Consider the following 24,616-nt stretch of genomic DNA (forward strand, 5'->3'; position numbering starts at 1 on the left):
AGCCCTCCGGCGGTACGCGGTGCGAGCGGGCGCGCGGCGCGGGCGCGCAGTCGGGCGGTGGCGGCCTCGACGTTGCGGCGCAGCCGTTCGGTCTCGGCGGCGAGAGTGGCGTCACCGGTGGGGGAGAGGCGGTAGTAGCGGCGTAACCGTCCGTCGACGGTCTCCTCCCGGTCGAGTTCGACCAGGCCGGCGTCGGTGAGCCGGTCCAGCGCGCCGTAGAGGGTGCCGGGGCGCAGCGACAGCCGCCCGTCGGAGAGGGCCGCGACCTCGCCGATGATCGCGTAGCCGTGCATCGGCTCGCGGGCGAGCGCGGTCAGGATGAGGAAGGTGGGTTCGCGTAGCGGAGTGTCCACGCCCTCAATATATCGGACGCGAAGGTATTGGGTTGGCCGAAATGCCGCGGGCCGGCTCCGCGTGGTGCGGAGCCGGCCCGGAAGGCGCTGAGTGAGATCAGCAGTCGAAGTACATGGCGAACTCGTGCGGGGTCGGGCGCAGACGCACCGGGTCGACCTCGTTGGCCCGCTTCCAGTCGATCCAGGTGGAGATCAGGTCGGGGGTGAAGACGCCGCCGTCGAGCAGGTAGTCGTGGTCGGCCTCAAGCGAGTCCAGCACGGCCGGCAGGGAGCCCGGCACCTGCTTGACGTCGCCCCACTCCTCCGGCGGGAGGTCGTAGAGGTCCTTGTCGATCGGTGCCGGCGGCTCGATCTTGCTCTTGATGCCGTCCAGGCCGGCCATCAGCATCGCCGAGAAGGCGAGGTAGACGTTTGCCGACGGGTCCGGCACCCGGAACTCGACCCGCTTGGCCTTCGGGTTGCTGCCGGTGACCGGGATACGGGTGCAGGCGGAGCGGTTGCGCTGCGAGTAGACCAGGTTGACCGGCGCCTCGAAGCCCGGGACCAGGCGACGGTACGAGTTGACCGTCGGGTTGGTGAAGGCCAGCAGCGACGGCGCGTGGTGCAGCAGACCGCCGATGTACCAGCGGGCGGTGTCGGACAGGCCGGCGTAGCCGGTCTCGTCGTAGAACAGCGGCTCGCCGCCCAGCCAGAGGCTCTGGTGGGTGTGCATGCCGGAGCCGTTGTCGCCGAAGAGCGGCTTCGGCATGAAGGTGGCGGTCTTGCCGGCGGCCCAGGCGGTGTTCTTCACGATGTACTTGAAGAGCTGGAGCTGGTCACCGGCGTGCAGCAGGGTGGAGAACTTGTAATTGATCTCCGCCTGGCCGGCGGTGCCGACCTCGTGGTGCGAGCGCTCCACGGTGAAGCCGGTGTCGATCAGCCGGCGGACGATCTGGTCACGCAGGTCGGCGTAGTGGTCGACCGGCGGCACCGGGAAGTAACCACCCTTGTACGCGGTCTTGTAGCCGCGGTTGCCGCCCTCCTCCTCACGGCCGGTGTTCCAGGCGCCCTCGATCGAGTCGATGTAGTAGTACGCCTGGTGCGCGGAGGTCTCGTGGCGGATGGAGTCGAAGATGTAGAACTCCGCCTCCGGACCGAAGTAGGCGGTGTCGGCGATGCCGCTGGCGGCCAGGAAGGCCTCGGCCTTCTTCGCCACGTTACGCGGGTCACGCGAGTACGCCTCGCGGGTGAACGGGTCGTGGATGAAGAAGTTCAGCGCGAGGGTCTTCTGCGCGCGGAACGGGTCGATGAAGGCGGTGGCGACGTCCGGGAGCAGGAGCATGTCCGACTCGTGGATCGCCTGGAAGCCGCGGATCGACGACCCGTCGAAAGCGAGACCGTTGGTGAAGAAGTCGTCGTCGACGGACTCCACCGGCAGGTTGAAGTGCTGCATGACGCCGGGCAGGTCACAGAAACGAACGTCGACGAACTTCACGTCCTCGTTCTTGAGGTAACGCAGGAGTTCCTCGGGATTGGCGAACACTCGTCCTCCTGGCACGTCCACGGATAGCTAGGCTCCTGGCGACGCTATGGCCGTGCGGTTGCCCGGCCATGTCTCCAGTGTTTCCGCCGTGTTACGTCCCTCGCGTTGGGTCACCCCGAGTGCCTGACCCGGACACCTCAACCCGAGGAACGGGTCCGGCTGTGCCAGTGTAGTGAAGCTTGATGAGATTGGTCCTTTTTGGCGTTCCGCGTCGGCGCGCCCGGCACCGGTCCGGCTCCTGCCGGCACCGGTCCGGCTCCCGCCTGGCGCCGGGCCTGCGCGGGGCCGGCTGCCGCGCTGGCTAGGCTCATGCAGGTGACCACCCAGCCGAGCCCCTCGCCACCCCCCGCCGCGGATCCCGACTTCGTCCCGGCCGACCTGGGCCGCCGGTTCGGGGCTCTGGTCATCGACTGGATTCTCTGCCTGCTCGCGTCGGGCCTGTTCGCCAGCCCCACCCGGGACGCCTGGGCGCCCGTGCTGGTGCTGATCCTGCTGTACGGCGTGTTCCTGGGCCTGTTCGCCCAGACCCCCGGCATGTACCTGACCCGGATCCGGTGCGTCGACTGGACCGACGGCGGCCGGATCGGCCTGCTCCGGGCACTGCTGCGGGGTGTGCTGCTGGCCCTGGTCGTCCCGGCCCTCCTGATGGATCAGCACCGGCGCGGCCTGCACGACCGCCTCACCGGCTCGGTCGTCACCCCCGTACCGCGCTGACCCGCCCTCTCGCGCGAGCCCAGGGGCCCGAGCCGTGCGCTGACCGACCCCTCCGTGCTGGGCTCAGCGGCCGCGCATCTGGCGGGACGCGCCACGGGGCGGGCGGAGATTCTTGGGGATGGCGCCCTTGGGCATCTGGGGGCGGGAGGTGAGCGCCTTGAGGCGCTTGTCCAGTGAGTTGACGTCCTTGCCGCTGAGGTTGCGGGGCAGCCGCATCAGCGTCATCCGCAGCTTGCGGATCGGCAGCTCGCCCTCGTCCTGTCCGATGACGTAGTCGTAGAGCGGGGCGTTGCCGATCACCTTGGCCAGCCGACGCTTCTCCTGGCCCAGCAGGCCCCGGACCCGCTGCGGGTTGCCCTCCGCCAGCAGGATCACGCCGGGCCGCCCGATGACCAGGTGCACCATGTCCATCTGGGTGGTCGAGCTGACCGCCGGGGAGACCCGCCAGTCACCGCGCATGTTCTCCATGATCTGCGCGGCGGCGCCCGGTTGCCCCTCGGCCGCGTTCATCATCGCCCGGTTCGACCGAAGGTTGAGCACGATCAGCAGGCAGAGCAGGGCGAACAGGATGCCCAGCGGCAACCAGAGCCAGCCCCAGAGCGCGACCGCGACCACGGTCAGCGCAAGCGGGATCAGCACCGCACCGGTGGCCAAGGGGGCGAACCACTTGTCCTGCTTGGCGGTGAACCGGAACACCAACCCGATCTGCTTCAGCCGCTGGCCGAACGAGACCTTCTCCTGGGGCTTTGCCATGTCGTCGAGTCTAGTGGTCGCCCGCCGCACCGTTGATCCGCGGCCGGCTGAGTACCTTACGACGCCGCTACGCCGCCAGCGACCCGGCGTAAGGAGGGCGAGTGGGCACAGATCAGGCGCGGTGCCCATGCCCCGGCGGCACCTTCGCGAGCAGAGTCAGAGTCACCAGTTGACGACGATCGCAGGGAGCGCGCCATGTTCGGTCACGACGCCAACCTCATGCTCACCCTCTACCGTACGCACGCCGCGGAGCTGCGGGCCGAGGCCGCCCAGGACCGGCTGGCCCGGTCGCTACCGCACCGCTCGGCCCGCGGCTGGCTGCACCGCCGGCACCATCGGACGCGTACCGACGAGGCACGCCACTGAGCGCCGACCCGGGAGCAGCCGACCGGGAGGACGGCGGCCGACGGGCGGGCGACGGCGGGCGTGGCATGCTCGGTGCCGTGAGCGTCCGCCCCACCAGCACCATCCTCGTCGGCCGTCAGCGGGAGATGGCGCGACTACGTGCGGCGGCTGGCCGCGCCCGCGCCGGGGAGCCGGTCACCGTTCTGGTCGGCGGCGAGGCCGGGGTCGGCAAGACCCGCCTGCTGGAGGAGTTCGGCCGCTCTCTCGGCGACGACGCCCGCCTGCTGGTCGGGCAGTGCCTCGAACTCGGCGAGGCCGGCCTGCCGTTCGCTCCGTTCGCCGCGGTGCTGCGGACGGTGCTGCGCCGCGACGGCCCCGGTGTCCTCGACGGGTACGACGCCGAGTTCGCCCGCCTGCTGCCGGAGCTGGCCCGGCCGGCCGGTGCCGCCGCGCCCGCCGCCGGACCGCCCTCGGACGCCCCCCGGGGTTACCTCTTCGAACTGGTCGCCCAACTGTTCGGCCGGCTCGCCGCCGCCCAGCCGCTGATCCTGGTGATCGAGGATCTGCACTGGGCGGACCGGTCCACCCGCGACCTCATCGCTTTCCTGGTGCGAGCGGCCCGCACCGGCCGGCTGCTGCTGGTCTGCACCTACCGGACCGACGAACTGCACCGGGGTCATCCGCTGCGGCCCTTCCTGGCCGAGTTGGACCGGGCCCGGGGCGTCGAGCGGATCGAGCTGTCCCGGCTGGAGCGGGACGGCACCGGGGCGGTCCTCGCCGGGCTGCTCGGTGCCGAGCCGGCCGCGCGGGCGGTCGACGACATCCACGACCGTACGCAGGGCAACCCCCTGTTCATCGAGGAGCTTGCCGCCGCTGGCAGCCCGATCGGCTGCGCCGCGCTGCCGGAGACGCTGCGTGATCTGCTGCTGGCCCGGGTGGACCGGCTACCCGAGCCAGCCCAACGGGTGCTGCGGATCGCCGCCGCCGGCGGCAACCGCCTGGCCCACCAACTGCTCGCCGAGGTCGCTGGCCTGCCCGAGGCGGAGCTGGACGACGCCCTGCGGGCCGCCGTCGCCGCTCAACTGCTGGTGGCCGACCCGGACGGCGACTACGAATTCCGCCACGCGCTGGTCCGTGAGGCGGTCCACGACGAGTTGCTGCCCGGCGAACACGCCCGGCTGCACGCCCGATTCGCCGCCGCCATCGAGGCACACCCGCACCTGGTCGCCGCCGGCCGGGCGCCGGCCGAGATCGCCCACCACTGGTACGCCGCCCACGACCATCCCCGAGCCCTGGTGACCGCCCGGGTGGCCGCCTGCGCCGCCGCCGACCGGTACGCGTACGCCGAGCAGACCCGGCTGCTGGAACGGGTGCTGGAACTCTGGGAACTGGTGCCCGACGCCGCCGACCGGCTCGGCATGGACCACCTCGCGCTGCTTGAGGAGACGCTCGGCGCGGCGACCACCGCCGGTGACTACCAGCGGGCGTTGACCCTGACCCGGGCTGCGCTGGCCGAGGTGGACACCGGTGAGCAGCCGCTGCGCGCGGCGCGGCTGCTGGATCGGCGTGGCCGGATGCTGGCCATGCTCGGCAAGAGCGACGGCGCGACCGAGCTGCGGGAGGCGTACCGACTGGTGTCAGGGGTGTCGGACGGGCCCGACCGCCTGCGGCTGCTCGCCGACCTCGCCGATCACCTGGCCCGCATCGACCATGCCGACGCGGCCCGGATCGCCGCCGAGGTGGTGACCGCGGCACGGGCGGCCGACACCGACGCAGCCCTGCTGCTGGTGCAGCTGGCGGTGCTGAAACGACGGGAGGGCGCGGCCGATCTCGGGCTGGCCGAGCTGCGCCGTTGCGAGGCGCTGGCGCGTGCCGCCGGGGAGACGCCGGCACTGGTCAGCGCGCTGGTACACATCTCCGACGTGCTGTTCGAGCTGGGCCGGTACGACGAGTCGGCGCAGGCCGCCGCGGACGGGGTGAGCGAGGCACGTCGGGTCGGCATCAGCCGCTCCACCGGGGCGTACCTGCTCTCGAACCGGGCGGAGGCGCTGCTGGCGCTGGGCCGTTGGACGGAGGCCGACCAGGTCTGCGCCGAGGCGGCCCGGCTCGATCCGCCGGGCGTCTCCGGCCTGCACTGGCTGCAACTGCGGGCCGCGTTGCGACTGGCACAGGGGCATCCCCGCGCCGACGAGACCGTCGCCCGGGCGCTGAGCTTCCTCACCAAGCCGTACCTGCATCCGCACAACCGGCTTCCGCTGTACCTGCTGCGGCTGGAGACGGCGCTGGCGGCCGACGACCGGGCCGAAGCGCTGCGGGCGGCGCAGGCGTGCCTGACCGACCCGGCGATCGTCGACTATCCCCGGTACAGCTGGCCGGTGCTGGCCGCGGCGGCCCGGGCCGCCCGACACGTCGGCGATGAGGCGGTGGCGGGCGAGGTCGCCGCGCTGGCCGGCGGCGTCGCGGCCCGCTTTCCCGCCGAGCGGGCGTACGCCGCCGAGGTGGTCGCCTGCGGAGCGTCAGGTGCCGAGACGCTCGTCGCCTGGCGGACCGCGGTCGCGGCCTGGCGGACCGCCGGTCAGCCCGGGGAACTGGCGCGGGTGCTGCTGGGCTACGCCGAGGCGGCGGCGGGTGCGGGAAAGCGCGACGAGGTCGGCGCGGCGGTGAGTGAGGCGGCGGGGCTCGCCGACGGGCTCGGCGCGGTCCGGCTCGCCGAACGCGCGGCCACCCTGGCCCGCCGGGTGGGGCTGCGTGGTGCCGGCAACGGTCGACCGGGCGCGGATCTGCTGACCGAGCGGGAGCGTGAGGTGTTGCGTCTGGTCGCCGCGGGTCACAGCAACAGCCGTATCGCCGAGCAGTTGTTCATCTCGCCCAAGACGGCGAGCGTGCACGTCTCCCGGATCATCGCGAAACTCGACGTGACCAACCGCGTCGAGGCCGCCGCCCTCGCCCACCGCCTCAACCTGCTCACCGACCCCTGACGCGGCGGGCCCGGGGCGGGTGGGTCAGCGGGTGGCCAGGGTTGCCGGTTCGCGGGCCGCGAGGGCCTGCTGGTAGAGGCGGCCGGCGCGGTAGGAGGAACGGACCAGGGGGCCGCTCATCACGCCCGCGAAGCCGATCTCCTCGGCCTCCTCCCGCAGCTCGACGAACTCCTCCGGCTTGACCCACCGTTCCACCGGGTGGTGCCGGGGGGAGGGGCGCAGGTACTGGGTGATGGTGATCAGCTCACAGCCGGCGGCGTGCAGGTCGCGCAGGGCCTGGGAGATCTCGGAGCGCTCCTCGCCCATGCCCAGGATCAAGTTGCTCTTGGTGACCAGGCCGTCGGCGCGGGCCTGCGAGATGACGTCCAGGGACCGCTCGTAGCGGAAGGCCGGCCGGATCCGCTTGAAGATCCGGGGAACCGTCTCCACGTTGTGCGCGAGCACCTCCGGTTTGGCACCGAAGACCTCGGCAAGCTGCTCGGGTACCGCGTTGAAGTCGGGGATCAGCAGCTCGACACCGCAGCCGGGCTGCAAGGCGTGGATCTGCCGCACGGTCTCGGCGTACAGCCAGGCGCCGCCGTCGGGCAGGTCGTCACGGGCGACACCGGTGATGGTGGCGTACCGCAGCCCCATCGACACCACCGACTCGGCGACGCGACGCGGCTCGTCGGCGTCGAATTCGGCCGGCTTGCCGGTGTCGATCTGGCAGAAGTCGCAGCGGCGGGTGCACTGGTCACCGCCGATGAGGAAGGTGGCCTCGCGGTCCTCCCAACATTCGTAGATGTTGGGACAGCCGGCCTCCTGGCACACCGTGTGCAGCCCTTCGCGGGCGACCAGCCCACGCAGCTGGGTGTACTCGGGGCCCATCTTGGCCTTGACCTTGATCCACGGCGGTTTGCGCTCGATCGGCGTCTCGGCGTTGCGTGCCTCGATCCGCAGCAGTCGCCGCCCCTCAGGGGCGGGCGTCGCGGTACTCGCGGCCTGGCCGGTCGTCGGCGCGGAGTGCTCGATCGTCACAAAACGAGCCTACGCCGGACGGCGGCGGTCGATGAACGGCGGGCGACGGCCGTCACCCCGGAAATCCTGTGACGCCGGACACCGGACTGCAAAAAAACACGTAACAGGACGACCCGACGGGGTGTTAGCGTGCGCGGCGAGTAGCGACGACGGAGCCGAGTAGCGCACCGATCCGCCAGTTGAAGAGAGCCGCCGGTTGCTGCGAGGCGGTCTGGCACCGGGGCCGCGAAGACCCTCCCGAGCTGCGGGAAGAACAGCGTTTGGTGCCTGGACGGTCCTGAGCAGGGCGGCTCCGGCATCCACGCCCAGTAGAGCCCGCCCGGCTGGCCCCGGTGAAAAGGCGACGAACGAGGCTCCCGTCCCCGACGGGAGCGAAGGTGTGGTGGCACCGCGAGGTTCCCGCTCGCCCACACCTCCCGGGGCTGAGGCGACGCCTCGCCACCCGAGGTGGCCAGGGCGTTGCGATCGACCGAGGAGAGCCACTGTGCAACGCATCCTGTCCGACCAGCTCGCGCCGTACACCGGGCGTACCGTCCGGATCGCCGGCTGGATTCACCGCCGCCGCCTGCTCAAGTCGGTGGCCTTCCTGATCGTCCGGGACGCCGCCGGCCTCGCCCAGGTGGTCGTCACCGACCCCGCGGTGCGTGCCGAGGTCGAGGCGTTGCCGGAGGAGACCGTCGTCGAGGTGGTGGCCACCGTGGTCACCAACGCGGCGGCGCCCGGCGGGTTGGAGCTGACCGACCCGACGGTACGGCCACTCGGACCGCCCGCCGTACCGCCCCCGTTCGACCTCTACCGACCCGAGCTCGCCGCCACCCTGCCGACGCAGCTCGACCACGCCCCGGTCGCCCTGCGCCACCCGACCCGATCGGCCGCGTTGCGGATCTCGGCGGCGGCGGTGGCCGGCTTCCGGGCCACGCTGGACTCCCGCCGCTTCGTGGAGATCCACACGCCGAAGGTGGTCGCCTCGTCCACCGAGAGCGGGGCGAACGTCTTCGACCTGGACTGGTTCGGCCGGCCCGCGTATCTGGCCCAGTCGCCACAGTTCTACAAGCAGCTCATGGTCGGGGTCTTCGAGCGGGTCTACGAGGTCGGGCCGGTTTTCCGCGCCGAGCCGCACGACACCGTGCGACACCTGGCGCAGTACACCTCGCTCGACGTGGAGCTGGGCTTCGTCACCGACCACCGCGACGTGATGACGGTACTGCGGGACACCCTCGCCGGGATGTTTGACGCGGTCGGTGACCGGGCCGCGGGTGCGCTGGACACCCTCGGCGTCACACCCCCGCCGGTGCCGGCGCAGATCCCGGCGGTGCACTTCACGGAGGCGCTGCGGATCGCCAACGCGCCCGCCGACGAGCCGGACCTGGCACCGGCGCACGAACGGACGCTGGGGGAGTGGGCCCGGCGCGAGCACGGGTCGGAGTTCCTCTTCGTCACCGGGTACCCGATGGCGAAGCGGCCGTTCTACACCCATCCGGACCCGGCGCGGCCGGGCTACTCCAACGGCTTCGACCTGCTGTTCCGGGGCCTGGAACTGGTCACCGGTGGCCAGCGGCTGCACCGGCACGCCGACTATCTGGCCGCGCTCGCCGACCGGGGTGAGCCGGTGGAACCGTACGCCGGCTACGTCGACGCGTTCCGCCACGGCATGCCCCCGCACGGCGGCTTCGCCATCGGCCTGGAACGCCTGGTCGCCCGCCTCACCCACGCCCCCAACATCCGCCAGGTAACCCCCTTCCCCCGCGACCTCCACCGCCTAACCCCCTAACCCCCCCACCCCACCCCCCGGTGGGGTTGATCAAGAAGTTTGCGTCGGGGATCCGCACCGGAACCGACGCAAACTTCTTGATCACCGCGGGACTGGGTGGGGGTGGGGTTAGGGGGTGGGGAGGAGGGTGGGGAGGTGGCGTTCTACTGCGGGGAGGACGTCGGCGATGGTGACGGGGTGGCCGAGCTCGGCGGTCAACGAGGTGACGCCGGCGTCGCGGATGCCACACGGCACGATCCGGTCGAAGTACGCCAGGTCGCAGTCGCAGTTGATGGCGAAGCCGTGCAGGGTCACGCCGCGGGCTACTCGGATGCCGATCGCCGCGACCTTGCGCTCCGGACCTTTGTCGTCGGCGGGCACCCACACCCCGCTGCGCCCGTCGACCCGGCCCGCAACCAGCCCGAACTCGGCGCACACGTCGATCAGCAACTGCTCGACCCGGCGTACGTACGCGACCACGTCGACCGGGTCGGGTAGGCGCACGATCGGGTAGCCCACCAACTGGCCCGGGCCGTGCCAGGTGATCTTGCCGCCGCGGTCCACGTCGATCACCGGGGTGCCGTCGACCGGGCGGTCCCACGGCTCGGTGCGCTTGCCGGCCGTGTAGACGCTCGGGTGCTCCAGCAGCAGCACGGTATCGCCCTGCCCGCCGGTGACCACCGCCTCGTGCAGGCGCCGCTGTTCGTCCCAGGCGGCGGAGTAGTCGAGGACACCGGCGCGTACGGCCGTCAGGCCGGAGGTCGTCACGGTCACGCGTCCAGCCTAGACCCGTACCCGCTGGTCACCAGTGGTGAGCCGGCTCACGGCCGGACCCGGCTGGCTCACCGCCGGACCTGCCACACCCAGACGTCCTCGACCCGCTCCGGCTCACCGAAGAGCAGGACCAGGGTGCGGCGGATGGCCTCCTCGTCGACCGGCCACTTGGCACCGTGGACCTGGTCGGCGAGCACCACGGTCTCGATTCGCCAGTGCTCCAGGTCGGCCCGGACCTCTTCGCGGGTGCCCTCGGTGACGATCGGCGGCAGACCGCTGCGGGCGGCCTGGTCCAGCAGCGCGCCGAACGGGCGCGGCACCGGACCGATGCGTCCCCGGTCGTCCGGACCGCCGGGGCCGAGGAAGAAACCGGACGGGATGGCGAATTCTCCCTGTCGGTTCGCAAGCGCGTACGCCTGCCAACGCTGGCCGTCGGGGTAGACGTCGAGGGTGAGCGGTGCCGGAGTCAGCACCCCTCCCGTGGAGACGTAGTTCCGCCAGGCGCCGGAGGTGATGAAGCGGGGGATCGGCTCACGTTCGCTGGTCAGCAGCGGAGTGGGGAGCAGTGGCACCAGGGCCACCGCGAAGCCGACCGTCCAGGCCACAGCCGCGGGGCGGGAGGGCGGACGTCGACGCAACTGGTCCACCGCGTACGCCAGCAGCAGGCCGATCACCGGCGTCACCACCAGCGCGAACCGGGCGGGCAGCGCGGCGTTCACCACCGGCAGGTGCCCGAGCAGGTCGAAGGGCATCGGCAGGTCGGTTCGCCGGCCGTCGACCTTGGCCACCGGCCCGAACGAGAGCGCGGTGAACACCACCGCGACGATCCCGAGGGCCCACAGGGTGGCCCGTCGACGGGCGTCACCGCCCCGCCACAACAGCACGAAACAGCCGACGGCGAGCACCAGCAGCGGCAGCCCGAAGAAGGAGTTCTCCTCGGTGGGGTTCGGTGCCAGCGAGGTGCCGAACCCGGCCTCGCCGCCCAGGGAGCGGCGCGGATAGGCGGCGTACGCGGCGATGTCCTCGGAATGGATCACCGCGTCGAAGCCGGTGCCGTGGAATCGCTGCGGCCCGGCGAAGTGCAGCCACAGTGGGTAGGCCAGCAACACCCCGGCGACCACCGCGGTCACCGCCAGCCCGCGCAGGAACGAGGGCAGTACGGCGCGGGCCTCGGTCCGGTTGGCCGGGTGCAGCGCCCAGACGGCGACGAAGAGTCCGAGCGCCAGCGCGGTGAAGAAGAGTCCCTCGGCGGCGATCGAGAAGGCGACCGCGACGAGTACGCCGAGGGTGGCGCCGTCACGCAGCCAGTGGCCTGGCCGGCGCAGCGCGAACAGTCGCCATGCCAGCAGTGGCACCAGCCAGCCGGCGGTCCAGTTCAGGTGGGCGTTGGCGTGCGAGACCATCCCGGGGGAGAAGCCGATGAACAGTCCACCGACGGCCGCGGCGAGCGGGCTGCGGACCAGGTGCCGGGAGAGCAACCAGTACCAGGCGACGGCGGTGGCGGCCAGATTGAGGGTGAGGATCACCAGGAAGGTGGCCGACGGGCCGATCAGGTACGTCAGCGGGGCGAAGACCGCCGCGTACACCGTGATCGAGGTGTTGACCGCGAGGTTTACCCCGTCCGGGACGTTGATCAGATAGGTGAAGAGGGGGTTGTCCCCATGGGTCAGCGCGTGCCCGCCGAAGGCCAGCAACCATTCGAACAGCGCCTGGTCGCTGGAGTTGACGGTGATCGCCCGCCCGTTCGGGTCGATCCACAGCCCGCTGGTCACCCAGACGGCGAGCGCCAACGCGACAAGCACCACGATCAGATCGACGCGGCGGTCGCGGGCGACCCGCGACGGCGACGGTGAGGCGGGCGCGGGAGCCACGGACGGGGAGGTGGGCACCTAGCGGACGTTACCAACCGCACCGGGACACGCCGGTCAGACCCGGCAGGTAGGCGGCGGCCCGCGCTGCCACACCCGGACATCGACGAATATGTGCACGGCCGCCATGTCATCGGTGTGACACAAGTGCGTAACGTCGCGGCAATCATTGGTGACCCAGCTCACACCCTATGGAGGCTCTCGTGCGCCGCACCCGTACCCGGCTCGCCGGTGCGCTGGCCGGGCTGGCCCTGGCCGCCACCGCGCTGGTGGCCGTCGCCGCGCCCGCCCAGGCCGCAACCCTGACCCAGGTCACCGGCTTCGGCTCCAACCCCGGCAACCTCGCCATGTACGCGTACCGGCCGGACAACCTGCCCTCCGGCGCCCCGGCCGTGGTGCTGCTGCACGGCTGCGCCCAGAACGCCAGCGGCTACTTCGCCAACTCGGGCTGGCAGAAGTACGCCGACCAGTGGCGGTTCGCGCTGATCGTCCCCGAGCAGCGTTCGGCGAACAACTCCAGCTCCTGCTTCAACTGGTTCGAGACCGGTGACACGTCCCGGGGGCAGGGCGAGGCGCTCTCCATCAAGCAGATGGTCGACCACGCCCGGTCGGTGTACGGCACGGCCGCCAACCGGGTCTACGTCAGCGGGCTGTCGGCCGGCGGGGCGATGAGCGCCACCATGCTGGCGACCTACCCGGATGTCTTCGCCGGAGGCTCGATCATCGCCGGGCTGCCGCACCGGTGCGCCACCAGCATGATCAACGCCTTCTCCTGCATGAGCCCGGGTGTGGACAAGAGCCCCGCGCAGTGGGGCGATCTCGTCCGCAACGCCTACCCCGGCTACTCCGGTGCCCGCCCGAAGGTGGCCATCTGGCACGGGACCAGTGACTACACGGTGGCAACGGCTAACGCCACCGAGTCCCGCGACCAGTGGACCAACGTGCTCGGTGTCTCGCAGACGCCCACCAGCACCCGACAACTGCCGGCCGGCACCAGCGTCGAGGTCTACGGCAACGACGTGGTCCGCGTACACCGGGTCTCCGGCATGGGGCACGGCACCCCCGTCGACCCGGGCTCGGGCGCGGACCAGTGCGGCACCGCCGCCGCGTACTTCCTGGACACCATCTGTTCGACGTACCACGACGCGGTCTTCTTCGGCCTGAACGGCGGCGTCACCCCGACCCCGACGGCGACCCCGACCACGTCGCCGAGCCCGACCGCGTCACCCACCCCGACCGCGAGCCCGACCCCCACCGGTGCCCCGACCTGCGTCACCGCCAGCAACTACGCCCACGTCTCCGCCGGCCGGGCGTACCACTCCGGCGGCTACGCCTACGCCAACGGCTCCAACCAGCGGATGGGCCTCTACAACACCTTCTACACCACCACCCTGCGCCAAACCGCACCCAACCACTGGCTCATCGGCTGCTAACCACCCCCGCGACGCCTGCGTTGATCATGAGGTTGGCGGCAGTTTCAGATCAACCCTGCCGCCAACCTCATGATCAACAGGCTGAAGGGGAGGGGTCAGTCGTGGAGGGCGGCGTGGAGGGCGGTGCGGAGGTCGGGGTGGCGGAAGGTGAACTGGGCGCGGTTGAGGACGCCGGGGAGGACGCGGGTGCTGGTCAGCGCCTCCTGGGCGAAGCCGCCCAGGGCGACCTTCAGGGCCAGCGCCGGGATCGGGATGACCGCGGGACGGTTCAGTTGGCGGGCCAGCTCGCGAGTGAACTCGGCGTTGGTGACCGGGGCCGGGCCGACCACGTTGACCGGCCCGGCGAGGTCCGCCCGGGCCAGCAGGAACGTGGTGGCGTTGAGCCAGTCGGTCATCGAGATCCACGGAATCCACTGCCGGCCGCTGCCGAGCCGGCCGGCGATACCCAGCTTGAACGGCAGCAGCTGCGGCTTGAGCAGCCCACCGTCGCGGTGCAGCGGTAGCCCGGTGCGCAGCCGCACCACCCGTACCCCGGCGTCCTCGGCCGGCCGGGTGGCCGCCTCCCACACCCGGGACACGTCGGCGAGGAAACCCTCGCCGGCCGGCGCGTCCTCCTCGACCACCCGGTCGCCGGTGTTGCCGTACCAGCCGATCGCCGAGGAGTTCAGCAGCACCTCCGGCCGATCGGCCGCCGGCAGCCCGGCGATCGTGGTGGCCAGGGTGGTGGTGGTGTCCACCCGGCTGGACCGGATGAGCTGCCGGTACCTGTCGTTCCAGCGCCGGTCGCCGACACCGGCGCCGGCCAGGTTGATCACCGCGTCGGCCTCGGCGACCACCGCCGGGTCCAACTGCGCCGCCGACGGCGACCATCGTCGCTCGTCGGCGGCCCGCGGCGGTCGTCGTACCAGCCGGGTCACCTGGTGCCCGTCGGCGACGAGCAGATCGACCAGCCGGGTGCCGAGGAAGCCGGACGCGCCGGCCATGAGGATCCGCATGCCCTCCATCTTCGGGTACGCGCGGCGACCCGGCCCGGTCGAGTCGGTCACGCCCGCGTGGCGGCCCCGTCCCGACGTAGCTCCGACAGGTGCCGCTCGACCTCGTCGTAGGCGTCGGCGGGCAGCGGCCCGAGGGTGAGCACCCGGGCGTTCTCCTCGACCTGCGCCACCGTGCGGAAACCGGGGATCGGCACCGTACGCGGGCTGCGGGTCAGCAGCCAGCCGAGCGCGCCCTGGGCGAGGGTACGGCCGTCGGCGGTGAGTGCCTCGCGTACCCGAGCCACCCGCTGCGCCCACTGCGGCGCCGGCCTGCCGTCGGTGAACCAGGGCAACCACTCCGGTGCCCGCCCCCGCACGTCGTCGTCGCCAAGCGACCGGGTCGCGGCGGTCAGCAGCCCCATCGCCAGCGGCCCCCGGTTGATGCTGGCCAGGTCGTACTTCTCGCAGACCGCCAGCATGTCGGCGTTGTCCCGCAGCACGGACTGGTCGTGCTGGATCGCCGTGCAGTGCGGGGCGGCCGGTGCGAAGGCGGTGGCCGAGTCGGGGTGGTCGGTGCTCCACCCGTACGCCCGGATCTTGCCCTGGGTGACCAGGCCCTCCAGCGTGTCGACCAGGTCGAGCGCGAGCGCCGGCGCCAGGTCGTTCAGGTGCAGTTGCAACAGGTCGACGTGATCGGTGCCGAGCCGGCGCAGCGACGCCTCCAGGCTGGCCACCGCGTACTCGGGACGGTGGTCCTCGCCGGTGGCCCGGCGGGTCGCCTCGTCGGAGGTGAAGCCGAACTTGGTGGCGATCACCACCCGGTCCCGCCGCCCGGCGAGCGCTCGGCCGAGCACCCGCTCGCTGTGTCCGGCCCCGTAGTTGCTGGCCGTGTCGAAGAAGGTCACGCCGTGCTCAAGCGCCGCGTGCACGGCCCGTACCGACTCCTCGTCGTCCACCTCGCCCCAGCCCAACGGCTGCCGGTCGTCACCCCACAGCGGTCCGCCGATCGCCCAGCACCCCATGCCGATCGCGCTGACCTCGATCCCGCTGCGACCCAGTTTCCGTGTCGTCGTCATGCCGCCAAGCGTCGCGCTTGGAGCGCACTCGAAGTCAAGCGCGCCCTGCGCGGGTGTGGCGGTGGCGCGTACGGAGGTCAGGTGCCTCGGTGGCGGCCTCGCGGTCCGGGCCGACCAGCGACCGGCTGAACAGTCCCAGCCGGTCGACCGGTCGCCGTGCACGCTATCGGAGCCGGTCGGCCGGTGCCGTCGGGCAGGATGACAGCTGCCGACGTCGTGGCCGGCATCATTTGATGCCGTGGAGGAAGCAGGCGGCCAGGTCCCGCAGCCGGTCGAGGCTCGCGACGTAGTAGCTCTCGGGTTCTGGCCGGGGGAAGCTGGGGTGCGCGGTATGCCCGGCAACCCAGCTCGGGATCGAGCGAAAGCCCTCCACCAGCCACCGGTCGGGCGCCTCGCGGCGGTCGTACCGCTCACAGACGACGCGCATCGCCGCCGCCAGGCGGGCGAAGGCAGCGCGATCCCATGTCAGGTCGATGCGTAGTTGCAGCAGGAAGGAGCCGTCATCGGCCCCGAACTCGCTCCGCAACTCGTCGAGCGCTTCTTCGACCGTCTGCTCGCGTCCTCCGCTCACCGGCGCAGCTTAGCCAGCCGAAGCTGCTCGCACCGATGGCCGTCTGGCAACCTTGGCCGGATGGATCTGACGGAAGAGTTCGAGTGGCGCGGACGTACGGTCCGATGGGGTCGGACGGGTTCCGGGCCCGCCGTCGTGTTCTGCCACGGGACGCCGTGGTCGTCGCAGTTGTGGGGCCCCTACGCCGAGGCCCTGAGCGACCAGCTCACGGTCCACCTGTGGGACATGCCCGGTTACGGGCTCTCCTCGAAGCTGCCAGAGCACCGGGTGTCGCTCGACGTCCAGGGTGAGTTGCTGGCCGACCTCCTCTCGTACTGGGAGTTGCCGTCCCCACATGTCGTGGCGCACGACTACGGCGGGGCCGTCGCGTTGCGGGCTCGTCTCCTGCACGGCTGTTCGTTCGCGTCGCTGGCGCTGGTCGACGTGGTGGCGCTGGCTCCCTGGGGCTCGGATTTCTTCCGGCTGGTACGCGAGAACGTCGACGTTTTCAGCGCCATGCCGCCCGCCGTCCACGAAGGAGCGCTTCGGGCCTACATCGCCGGAGCCAGCCACCGGGGTCTCACACCCGACCAGATGCAGGCACTCGTGTCTCCGTGGCTCGATGCGACCGGGCAGGCCGCTTTCTACCGGCAGATCGCCCAGGCGGACCAGCGCTACACCGACGAGATCCAGGACCTTTACCCCCGTCTGGACCTGCCGGTCCTGGTGGTGTGGGGTACGGACGACACCTGGATCCCGGTCGACCGTGCCCACCGACTGGCCGACCTCGTCCCGGGCGCCCAGCTCAAGCTGATCGAGGATGCAGGCCACCTGGTCCAGCTCGACCAGCCCGTACGACTGGCCATGACGCTGCACCGTTGGCTCACCGCCCAGGCCCTGCTGGAGGCCGGTGATTCGTGATCGCTGGCCAGCGGTTGCATCCGAGCCACCTCCGGCAGGGTCGGTGCTGATCGTCAATCGTCGGCCGGGGACTGCCAGCAGCTCCAGCGGGCGTGGACGTTACGTACTGACCAAGGTCAGGCCGATGGTGGTGGCGAGGCGGGTGAGGTCGGCGGGGGTAGGGCCGGCGTGCAAAACGGCGGCGAGTGCAGCGCGGGCGATGGGGGCGCGCTCGGGTTTCGGCGGGGGCGATCTGGTCGGCAGTGACGAGGATGCGGGCGGCGGCATGGTGGCCGCCAAGCGCCAGGTACGACGGGTGGTGCGGCCGGTGGCCGGGACCGCGCCAGTGATCAGGCCGAAGGCGCCTGCCGCCTCGGCGTCGAAGGGCAGTGGGTCGAACGTGGCCTCGGTGCGTTGCCGGAGCGGGATCAACTTGCCGATCGGCGTGCCGTTGCGCGTGATGATGAAGGAATCACCCCGCTCCACGCCGCGCATGATCGACCCGGACTCGTTGCGCAACTCTCGCTGGGTGATCTCCCTGTGCGCGTGCTTCGCCATGGTCCCATGCTGGGTGAGGGTGCTACAAAGTGCTACAACCTGCTTCTTTCGCGTTAGGTCGTGCCGGGGGGTTGGCCGTGCCAGCGGGCGCGGTAGGCGGCCTCGTTGGTCTCGTGAGCGGTGCGTTCCTCGAAGACCACCGCACGCAGCGTGTGCCGGGCCTCGGACATCAGCACCACCTCGGCGAAGACCAGGCCGACGCAGATCGCGGTGAGCAGCCCGAGAGCGGCCAGCCCGGGCATCGGCATGGCGACCGGGATCGCGACGAGCAGCACGACCAGGGTGCCGACCCGGGTCCAGGTCAGCGTGTGCAGGGTGCGTAGCTGGAACGCCATGTTCCCGAGCAGGTAGAGGAACACCCCACCGAACAGCATCGGCACGTCCGGCCCGTGGGCCGGCTCGGTCACCGGCACGCCGGGCTCGGCGACGTCGTGCACGATGCCCTCGGCACCGAGGGCGAACAGGATGATCCCGGCGATCATCGGCAGGTAGAGGTACGCGTAGGCGTCTCGGGCCATCAGCACCCGGGCGCGACCCAGGCTGGCGTGCAGGGCGATCCGGGCGGCCGGGCCGATCAGGTCGTAGTGCACCCACCAGAGGGCGGCGGTGAAGAAGATCCCGAAGACGGCGGCGGTCACCCCGGGCCAGGTCGGTGCCTGGCCGAGCAGGTTGCTGCCGACGCCGACGGAGATCACCGACTCGCCGAGCGCGATGATCAGGATCAGGTCGTACCGCTCGGTCCAGTGCTCCGCCGAGGTCACCTGCCAGCCCCAGGTGCGGGCCAGCAGCCCGGTGCCGTACTGGAGCAGCACCACGCTCACCCAGAGCGCGTCGCGGACGAGGGCGGCCGTCCCGGCATCGGGGATGTGGGTGGGTAGCAGTGCCGCGACGAGCAGCAGCATGGTGCTCAGCGCCAGTTCGGGGGCGTATCGGAGCAGTTGCCGGCGTTCGGTCGGATCGTTCCGTACGACGTGCAGGAACAGGATCAGGTGGATGGCCCGGATGACCACGTAGCTGACCGCGACCACGACCGGACCCGCTTCGTCCTTGTGGTCCATGAACGCCTGCGGCAGGGCGAGGGCGAAGCAGAAGAGCGCGGCCATCCCGACGACCATCAGCACCGGCACGAAACCCTCGCCGATGCGGATCCGGGTGGCGACCACCGTGTGCACCACCCAGCACCACCAGAGCACGGCCAGCACGAGGGCGGCGTGCAGCAGTTGGCGACCGTTGATGTTGGCGGCGGTGGCGCGGGTGATGATGAAGAACGAGAAGACGAAGACCAGGTCGAAGAAGATCTCGAACTTGTCGACCCGGGCGCCGGGTGCGACGCCGACGGCCGGCCCGAGCCGCCCTCGCCAGCCCATGTCGCCCACGGGCTGAGTCTGGCAGCGCCGACCTGGGCGTACGCCCGTTTCCGATCAGTCAGGCCGGCGGTACCGCAGGCCGTCCATCAACAGGTCGAGCAGGCGTCGGGCCTGGTCGCGCTGTTCCCGGCCGCCGGCGGCGAGCGACACTCCGCTGAGCCCGGCGAGGACGTCACCGGGTTCCACGTCCGACCTGATGGTGCCGGCTGCCGCGCCCGCCGCCAGCAGTCGGGTCAGGGCTGAGAGCAGCCGGTCCCGGCTCTGCGCGAACGGGTTGGTGCCGGCAGCGATCACCAGGCGCAGCGCGTCGGCCATTTCCCGCTTGGTGGCGAGGTAGTCGATGAAGTGGTCCATCCAGGCCCGGGTCGCCGCCTCCGGAGGCAGCCGGTCGAGCAGCTCGGCGGCGGAGTCGCAGAGGCGCTCCAACTCGTTGCGGTAGGCGGCCTCGACCAACGCCTCGCGGGTGGGGAAGTGCCGGTAGAGCGTGCCGATTCCGACTCCGGCGTCGCGGGCTATCTGCTCCAGGGTTACCTCCGCCCCGGACCGGGAAAACGCCCGGACGGCCGCCTCCAGCAACCGCTGGCGGTTGCGCAGCGCGTCGGCGCGCAACGGTCGGGATGGCTGCTCCGGCACGTACTCCTCCTGACAGTCGGCCTCCGACCGGTTGGCAAACGGAGGAACCTCCGGTTAGCCTGGCGGTAACGGAGGAGCCTCCGCTTCTCATCGTAGCGGCGGACCGACCCGCCGCACATCTGAGACAAGGATGGATCATGACCATCGGCACACCTGTCAGCACCCCGTTCACCGCGGCGTCCACCGCGCTGGAGGTCGTCGCCGGCATCGACCTCACCGGGCGCCGGGTCGTCGTCACCGGCGGCGGGTCGGGCATCGGCGTGGAGACCGCCCGGGCGCTCGCGTCCGCCGGAGCCGACGTCACCCTCGCCGTCCGCAAGCCCGAGCAGGGCGACCGGGCGGCAGCGGAAATCATCGGTACGACCGGCAATGACCGGGTCACCGTGGCCCCGCTCGACCTGGCCGACCCGGCCTCGGTGGCCGCCTTCGTGGCGAACTGGGACGGCCCGCTGCACATCCTGGTCAACAACGCCGGCATGATGGCCTCGCCGGAGATGCGTACCCCGCAGGGCTGGGAGATGCAGTTCGCCACCAACCACCTGGGGCACTTCGCGCTCGCCACCGGGCTGCACCCGGCCCTCGCCGCCGCGCAGGGCGCCCGGATCGTCTCGGTCAGTTCGGCGGCGCATCTGCGCTCACCTGTCGTCTTCGACGACATCAACTTCGAGCGCCGGGTCTACGAGCCGTGGGCCGCGTACGGGCAGTCCAAGACCGCCAACATCCTCTTCGCGGTCGAGGCGAGCAGGCGCTGGGCCGACGACGGCATCCTGGTCAACGCGCTGCACCCCGGCGCGATCCGTACCAACCTCCAGCGCTACGTGACCGAGGACGACCTGGCTCGGATGCGCGCCCAGAGCGGGCCGGCCACGCCATCCTGGAAGACCCCGGAGCAGGGGGCCGCCACCTCGGTCCTGGTGGCCACCTCACCGCTGCTCGACGGGGTCGGCGGCCGCTACTTCGAGGACTGCCAACAGGCCGGCCCCCACCAGCCCGGCACGCGCACCGGCGTGGCCGACTACGCCCTCGACCCCGAATCCGCCCACCGCCTCTGGAACCTCAGCACCCAATCAACAACGCCGCTAACCTCCTGATCAACAGGGGGCGGGCGGGGTCGGGGTGCGGGTAGGCAGGGGCAGACAGCAGGGCGCCCCGGTCCGGAAGACCGGGGCGCCCTGCTGGTGCGCTGGGGTTACAGGCCCAGTTCGGCTTCGAAGTTGCCGGCCTCCAGGCGCTCCTTGACCGCGGTCAGGAAGCGGGCCGCGTCGGCACCGTCGATCAGCCGGTGATCGTAGGACAGGGCCAGGTAGACCATCTGGCGTACCGCGATGACCTCGCCCAGATCCGGGTCGTTCACCACTACCGGACGCTTGACCACGGCACCCGTACCCAGCATCGCCGACTGCGGCGACGGCACGATCGGGGTGTCGAAGAGAGCGCCCCGGCTGCCGGTGTTGGTCAGCGTGAAGGTCGCACCGGCGATCTCGTCCGGGCTGATCTTGTTGGTCCGGGTCCGCTCGGCCAGGTCGGCGACCCGCTTGGCGATACCGCCCAGGTTGAGGTCACCGGCGTTGTGGATGACCGGCACCAGCAGGCCCCGCTCGGTGTCCACCGCGATGCCGAGGTTCTCGGCGTCCGGGTAGGTGATCGTCCCGCCGTCCAGGTCCATGCTGGCGTTGACGATCGGGTACGCCTGAAGCGCCTCGATGGCCGCGAGAGCGAAGAACGGCAGGAACGACAGCTTGACACCGTGCCGCTGCTGGAACGACTCCTTGGCCTGCGCCCGCAGCTTGGCGACCTTCGTGACGTCCACCTCGACCACCGTGGTGAGCTGCGCCATCTCGTGCAGCGACGAGAGCATCCGCTTGGCGATGGCAGCGCGAATGCGCGGCAGCTTCTCGGTGGTGCCCCGCTTGGCGCTCGGCTGCGGCTTGGCGGCCGGCTTCGCCGGTGCACCCGCCGCCGGCTGTGCTGCCGCCGGTGCCGGCGCAGCCTTGGCCGCCTTGGCCTTCTCAGCCGCTTCCAGCACGTCCTGCTTGCGGATCCGACCGCCGACACCTGTGCCATTGACCGAGGCGAGGTCCACGTTGTGCTCGCTGGCCAGCTTGCGTACCAGCGGGGTCACGTAACCGGCTGCCTGCTCGCCGCCGTTGGACGGCGCCGCCGCGCGCTGCGGGGCCGCGGCCGGCGGCTGCGCCGCCTGCTCGGCCTTGACCGGCTCCTGCGCGGTCTCGGCCTCGGCGGCCGGCTCGTTGTACGACATGCCGGGCGTCGGCTCGGAGACCTGCGGCTCCGGCTTCGCCTCGGGCTCCGGCTCGGGCTTCGCCTCCGCCGCGGGCTTCGGCTCCGGCTTCGCCTCGGCCGGCGCGGCACCGGCGGCACCAACCACGGCCAGGGTCGCGCCGACCTCTGCGGTCTCGTCCTCGGCGACCTTGATCTCCAGGACGGTACCGGCGACCGGCGAGGGAATCTCCGTGTCGACCTTGTCGGTGGAGACCTCCAGCAGCGGCTCGTCGACCTCGACGGTCTCGCCGACCTGCTTGAGCCAGCGGGTGACCGTACCCTCGGTCACGCTCTCGCCCAGTGCCGGCATCTGCACCGGAGTTCCCTCGCCCGACGGCGCCGGGGCCGCCTGCGCCGGCTGCTCGGCCGGCTCCTCGACGGCGGGCTGCTCCGCCTCGGCCTCCGGCTCCGCCGCAGCCTCGGCGGCCTGCTCGGCGGGGGCCTCCTGCTGCTTCGGGGCGGCTCCGCCGCCGGCCGACTCGCCCTCGCCGGAGATCACCGCCAGCTCGCTGCCGACCTCGGCCGTCTCGTCCTCGCCCACCACGATCCGGGTCAGCACCCCGGCCGCCGGGGACGGGATCTCGGTGTCGACCTTGTCGGTGGAAACCTCGAGCAGCGGCTCGTCGACCTCGACGGTGTCACCCTCCTGCTTGAGCCAGCGCGTGACGGTGCCCTCGGTGACGCTCTCGCCGAGCCGGGGCATGGTGACCGATACCGGCATGTTCTCCAGACTCCTTCATTTCCCTGGTGGGGGGAGCGTCGCCCGTCGCCGGACGCCGCGGGTACGTCGTGATCAGGCGTGCGCGTGCAGCGGCTTGCCGGCGAGGGCCAGGTGCGCCTCGCCCAAGGCCTCGTTCTGCGTCGGGTGGGCGTGCACGAGCTGCGCCACCTCGCCCGGGTACGCCTCCCAGTTGTAGATCAGCTGCGCCTCGCCGACCAGCTCGCCGACCCGCGCGCCGACCATGTGCACGCCGACCACCGGACCGTCCTCGACCCGCACCAGCTTCACGAAGCCGGCCGTCTTGAGGATCTGGCTCTTGCCGTTGCCGCCGAGGTTGTAGTTGTAGGTCTTGACCTTGTCAGCGCCGTACTGCTCCTTGGCCTTCGCCTCGGTGAGGCCGACCGACGCCAGCTCCGGGTCGCTGTAGGTGACCCGGGGGATGCCCGCCTCGTCGATCACCGCCGGGTTCTGGCCGGCGATCTCCTCGGCGACGAAGATGCCCTGCTGGAAACCGCGATGGGCGAGCTGGAGACCGGGCACGATGTCGCCCACGGCGTAGACGTTCGGCACGTTCGTGCGCAGCCGCTCGTCGGTCAGCACGTAGCCCCGGTCCATCTTCACGCCCTGCTCCTCGTAGCCGAGGTCGGCGGTGTTCGGGCCCCGGCCGACCGCGACCAGCAGCAGCTCGGCCTCGACGGTGTCGCCGCCGGCGATTGTCACCTTCACGCCGTTGTCGGTCTTCTCGACCTTCTCGAACGGCTTGCCGACCTTGAAGTTGATCTTCCGCTTGCGGAAGGCCCGCTCCAGCGCCTTCGACGACTCCTCGTCCTCGGCGGCGACCAGCCGGGGCAGCGCCTCGACGATCGTCACGTCCACTCCGAAGGACTTCCACACGCTGGCGAACTCGACGCCGATCACGCCGCCGCCGAGCACGATCGCCGAGGCGGGGACCCGGTCCAGGGTCAGGGCGTGGTCGCTGGTGATGACCCGCTCGCCGTCGACCTCCAGGCCCGGCAGGCTCTTGGCGTACGACCCGGAGGCCAGCACCACGTTGCGGCCGGTGTACCGCTTGCCGTCCACCTCGACCGCGTTCGGCGCGACAAGCTTGCCGTACCCCGCGACGAAGGTGATCGACTTGTTGCCGTTGACCAGCCCCTGCAGGCCCTTGTAGAGCCGCGAGATCACGCCGTCCTTGTACGAGTTGACCCCCGCCATGTCGATGCCGACCAGCTCGGCCTTGATACCGAACTGCTCCGACTCGCGGGTCTGGTCGGCGATCTCGGCCGCGTGCAGCAGCGCCTTGGTCGGGATGCAGCCGTTGTGCAGGCAGGTGCCGCCGAGCTTGCCCTTCTCGACCAGCGCCACGGAAAGGCCCAACTGGGCGGCACGCAGTGCGGTCGCGTAACCGCCGCTACCACCTCCGAGGATGACGATGTCGAAGGTTGCGTCGTTCGGCTCGCTCACGTCCAACTCCCAGGTCGCTTCGCTGCATCGGGGGTCACGGCGGGGTAACACGGACACACCCCACCTCGGCCATCTTGTCACCACCGCGTCGCACCCGCGTACCGAGGTGCCCAACGACACGTTGCCGCCACGTACCCTTGGCTCTGCCTTCGATACGCCACGACTGGGGAGACGGCTCGGTGGGACTGTTCCGGCGAAGCAAGCGACCACGCGCGGCTGACCCTGACCGTACGGCTAATCGTGCCGATCTGGAGCACCTTGAGAACTTCGTCCGTACCCGTAAGGGCGTCGAGGCGTACATCGAACCGCGTACCACAGTCACCGAGACCACGGTGATCCTCATTGCCGACGACGGCGAGTGGACCCGACGCCGGATCGACGGGCCGGACGGCGCGCGGCGGTTCGCGTACCGGTTGAGCATCCCGATCTACGACGTGGCGCTGATGGGCTACCCGCAACGCATGCGCGACTACAACGAGCGCCGCAAACGCCGCCCCGAGCAGTACTGACCCGCATCCGCGCCGCAGCCGCGCGCTTACCGCCCCGCGCCCCGCGCCCGCGCCGGGAGGCAGCAGTTTCGGGGAAG

General features: G+C 71.3%; 22 protein-coding genes. 8 read left to right on the forward strand and 14 right to left on the reverse strand.

Annotation, left to right across the window (positions count from 1 at the left end):
- On the reverse strand, window positions 1-353 hold a 353-nt coding region (locus Vse01_RS03960), incomplete at its 3' end, for a PadR family transcriptional regulator (protein WP_204019232.1).
- A 97-nt stretch (window positions 354-450) separates the two neighbouring features.
- Window positions 451-1,875, reverse strand: coding sequence for a type I glutamate--ammonia ligase (gene glnA / locus Vse01_RS03965; protein ID WP_093401257.1), 1,425 nt, complete (start codon window positions 1,873-1,875; stop codon window positions 451-453).
- Between the two features lie 309 nt (window positions 1,876-2,184).
- On the opposite strand from glnA, the gene Vse01_RS03970 reads away from it, so the two are divergent.
- Window positions 2,185-2,589: an RDD family protein gene (locus Vse01_RS03970; protein ID WP_093401256.1), complete on the forward strand. Its 405-nt coding sequence runs from the start codon at window positions 2,185-2,187 to the stop codon at window positions 2,587-2,589.
- A 63-nt stretch (window positions 2,590-2,652) separates the two neighbouring features.
- Here Vse01_RS03970 and Vse01_RS03975 read toward each other — a convergent pair whose 3' ends face one another.
- A complete protein-coding gene (locus Vse01_RS03975; protein WP_093401255.1) occupies window positions 2,653-3,342 on the reverse strand; it encodes a DUF4191 domain-containing protein in 690 nt (229 codons plus the stop codon).
- Between the two features lie 195 nt (window positions 3,343-3,537).
- Here Vse01_RS03975 and Vse01_RS03980 point away from each other — a divergent pair, with 195 nt between their 5' ends.
- Window positions 3,538-3,708 carry a hypothetical protein gene (locus Vse01_RS03980; protein ID WP_170863258.1) on the forward strand — a complete coding sequence of 57 codons (171 nt, stop codon included), beginning with the start codon at window positions 3,538-3,540 and terminating at the stop codon, window positions 3,706-3,708.
- Window positions 3,709-3,785: 77 nt separating this feature from the next.
- Entirely contained in the window at window positions 3,786-6,665 is a 2,880-nt protein-coding gene (locus tag Vse01_RS29585) for a helix-turn-helix transcriptional regulator (RefSeq protein WP_275415489.1), read from the forward strand.
- A gap of 24 nt (window positions 6,666-6,689) precedes the next feature.
- Here Vse01_RS29585 and lipA read toward each other — a convergent pair whose 3' ends face one another.
- On the reverse strand, window positions 6,690-7,682 hold the full coding sequence (lipA, locus tag Vse01_RS03990) for a lipoyl synthase (protein ID WP_093401253.1): 993 nt from the start codon (window positions 7,680-7,682) through the stop codon (window positions 6,690-6,692).
- 484 nt (window positions 7,683-8,166) lie between these two features.
- On the opposite strand from lipA, the gene aspS reads away from it, so the two are divergent.
- On the forward strand, window positions 8,167-9,453 hold the full coding sequence (gene aspS / locus Vse01_RS03995) for an aspartate--tRNA(Asn) ligase (RefSeq protein ID WP_093401252.1): 1,287 nt from the start codon (window positions 8,167-8,169) through the stop codon (window positions 9,451-9,453).
- Between the two features lie 108 nt (window positions 9,454-9,561).
- Here aspS and lipB read toward each other — a convergent pair whose 3' ends face one another.
- Together lipB and Vse01_RS04005 are read right to left on the reverse strand one after the other, a co-directional pair.
- Window positions 9,562-10,206 (reverse strand): lipoyl(octanoyl) transferase LipB, encoded by a 645-nt coding sequence (gene lipB / locus Vse01_RS04000; RefSeq protein ID WP_093401251.1) that lies wholly within the window; start codon window positions 10,204-10,206, stop codon window positions 9,562-9,564.
- A gap of 68 nt (window positions 10,207-10,274) precedes the next feature.
- On the reverse strand, window positions 10,275-12,095 hold the full coding sequence (locus tag Vse01_RS04005; protein WP_093401250.1) for a DUF6311 domain-containing protein: 1,821 nt from the start codon (window positions 12,093-12,095) through the stop codon (window positions 10,275-10,277).
- Window positions 12,096-12,265: 170 nt separating this feature from the next.
- On the opposite strand from Vse01_RS04005, the gene Vse01_RS04010 reads away from it, so the two are divergent.
- Entirely contained in the window at window positions 12,266-13,507 is a 1,242-nt protein-coding gene (locus Vse01_RS04010) for an extracellular catalytic domain type 1 short-chain-length polyhydroxyalkanoate depolymerase (protein ID WP_093401249.1), read from the forward strand.
- A gap of 95 nt (window positions 13,508-13,602) precedes the next feature.
- Here Vse01_RS04010 and Vse01_RS04015 read toward each other — a convergent pair whose 3' ends face one another.
- The 3 genes from Vse01_RS04015 to Vse01_RS04025 form a co-directional block, all read right to left on the reverse strand.
- Entirely contained in the window at window positions 13,603-14,502 is a 900-nt protein-coding gene (locus tag Vse01_RS04015; protein WP_093401575.1) for a TIGR01777 family oxidoreductase, read from the reverse strand.
- A 47-nt stretch (window positions 14,503-14,549) separates the two neighbouring features.
- On the reverse strand, window positions 14,550-15,557 hold the full coding sequence (locus tag Vse01_RS04020) for an aldo/keto reductase (protein WP_093401248.1): 1,008 nt from the start codon (window positions 15,555-15,557) through the stop codon (window positions 14,550-14,552).
- A 226-nt stretch (window positions 15,558-15,783) separates the two neighbouring features.
- Window positions 15,784-16,128, reverse strand: coding sequence for a hypothetical protein (locus Vse01_RS04025; protein ID WP_093401247.1), 345 nt, complete (start codon window positions 16,126-16,128; stop codon window positions 15,784-15,786).
- A 60-nt stretch (window positions 16,129-16,188) separates the two neighbouring features.
- On the opposite strand from Vse01_RS04025, the gene Vse01_RS04030 reads away from it, so the two are divergent.
- Complete coding sequence (locus Vse01_RS04030; protein ID WP_093401246.1) at window positions 16,189-17,028, forward strand: alpha/beta fold hydrolase; 840 nt, start codon at window positions 16,189-16,191, stop codon at window positions 17,026-17,028.
- Between the two features lie 99 nt (window positions 17,029-17,127).
- Here the strand turns inward: Vse01_RS04030 and Vse01_RS04035 are convergent, their stop codons facing one another.
- From Vse01_RS04035 to Vse01_RS04045, 3 genes are read right to left on the reverse strand one after another with little or no spacing between them, the layout of a single operon-like run.
- Entirely contained in the window at window positions 17,128-17,565 is a 438-nt protein-coding gene (locus Vse01_RS04035) for a type II toxin-antitoxin system Phd/YefM family antitoxin (protein ID WP_093401245.1), read from the reverse strand.
- A gap of 53 nt (window positions 17,566-17,618) precedes the next feature.
- Window positions 17,619-18,941, reverse strand: a complete 1,323-nt coding sequence (locus Vse01_RS04040) for a low temperature requirement protein A (protein ID WP_093401244.1) — start codon at window positions 18,939-18,941, stop codon at window positions 17,619-17,621.
- A gap of 45 nt (window positions 18,942-18,986) precedes the next feature.
- The gene (locus Vse01_RS04045) at window positions 18,987-19,565 is read right to left on the reverse strand and encodes a TetR/AcrR family transcriptional regulator (RefSeq protein ID WP_093401243.1); all 579 of its coding nucleotides are present in this window, start codon (window positions 19,563-19,565) and stop codon (window positions 18,987-18,989) included.
- A 137-nt stretch (window positions 19,566-19,702) separates the two neighbouring features.
- Between Vse01_RS04045 and Vse01_RS04050 the strand changes: the two genes are divergently transcribed.
- A complete protein-coding gene (locus Vse01_RS04050) occupies window positions 19,703-20,656 on the forward strand; it encodes an SDR family NAD(P)-dependent oxidoreductase (protein WP_093401242.1) in 954 nt (317 codons plus the stop codon).
- A gap of 98 nt (window positions 20,657-20,754) precedes the next feature.
- On the opposite strand, the gene sucB is transcribed toward Vse01_RS04050, so the two are convergent.
- Complete coding sequence (gene sucB / locus Vse01_RS04055) at window positions 20,755-22,566, reverse strand: 2-oxoglutarate dehydrogenase, E2 component, dihydrolipoamide succinyltransferase (RefSeq protein WP_093401241.1); 1,812 nt, start codon at window positions 22,564-22,566, stop codon at window positions 20,755-20,757.
- 72 nt (window positions 22,567-22,638) lie between these two features.
- Complete coding sequence (lpdA, locus tag Vse01_RS04060; RefSeq protein ID WP_093401240.1) at window positions 22,639-24,030, reverse strand: dihydrolipoyl dehydrogenase; 1,392 nt, start codon at window positions 24,028-24,030, stop codon at window positions 22,639-22,641.
- Between the two features lie 179 nt (window positions 24,031-24,209).
- Here lpdA and Vse01_RS04065 point away from each other — a divergent pair, with 179 nt between their 5' ends.
- Window positions 24,210-24,539 (forward strand): hypothetical protein, encoded by a 330-nt coding sequence (locus Vse01_RS04065; RefSeq protein WP_093401239.1) that lies wholly within the window; start codon window positions 24,210-24,212, stop codon window positions 24,537-24,539.
- The last annotated feature ends 77 nt before the right edge of the window (window positions 24,540-24,616 follow it).

Source organism: Micromonospora sediminimaris, assembly GCF_016863575.1.
GTDB classification, from domain to species: Bacteria; Actinomycetota; Actinomycetes; order Mycobacteriales; family Micromonosporaceae; genus Micromonospora; species Micromonospora sediminimaris.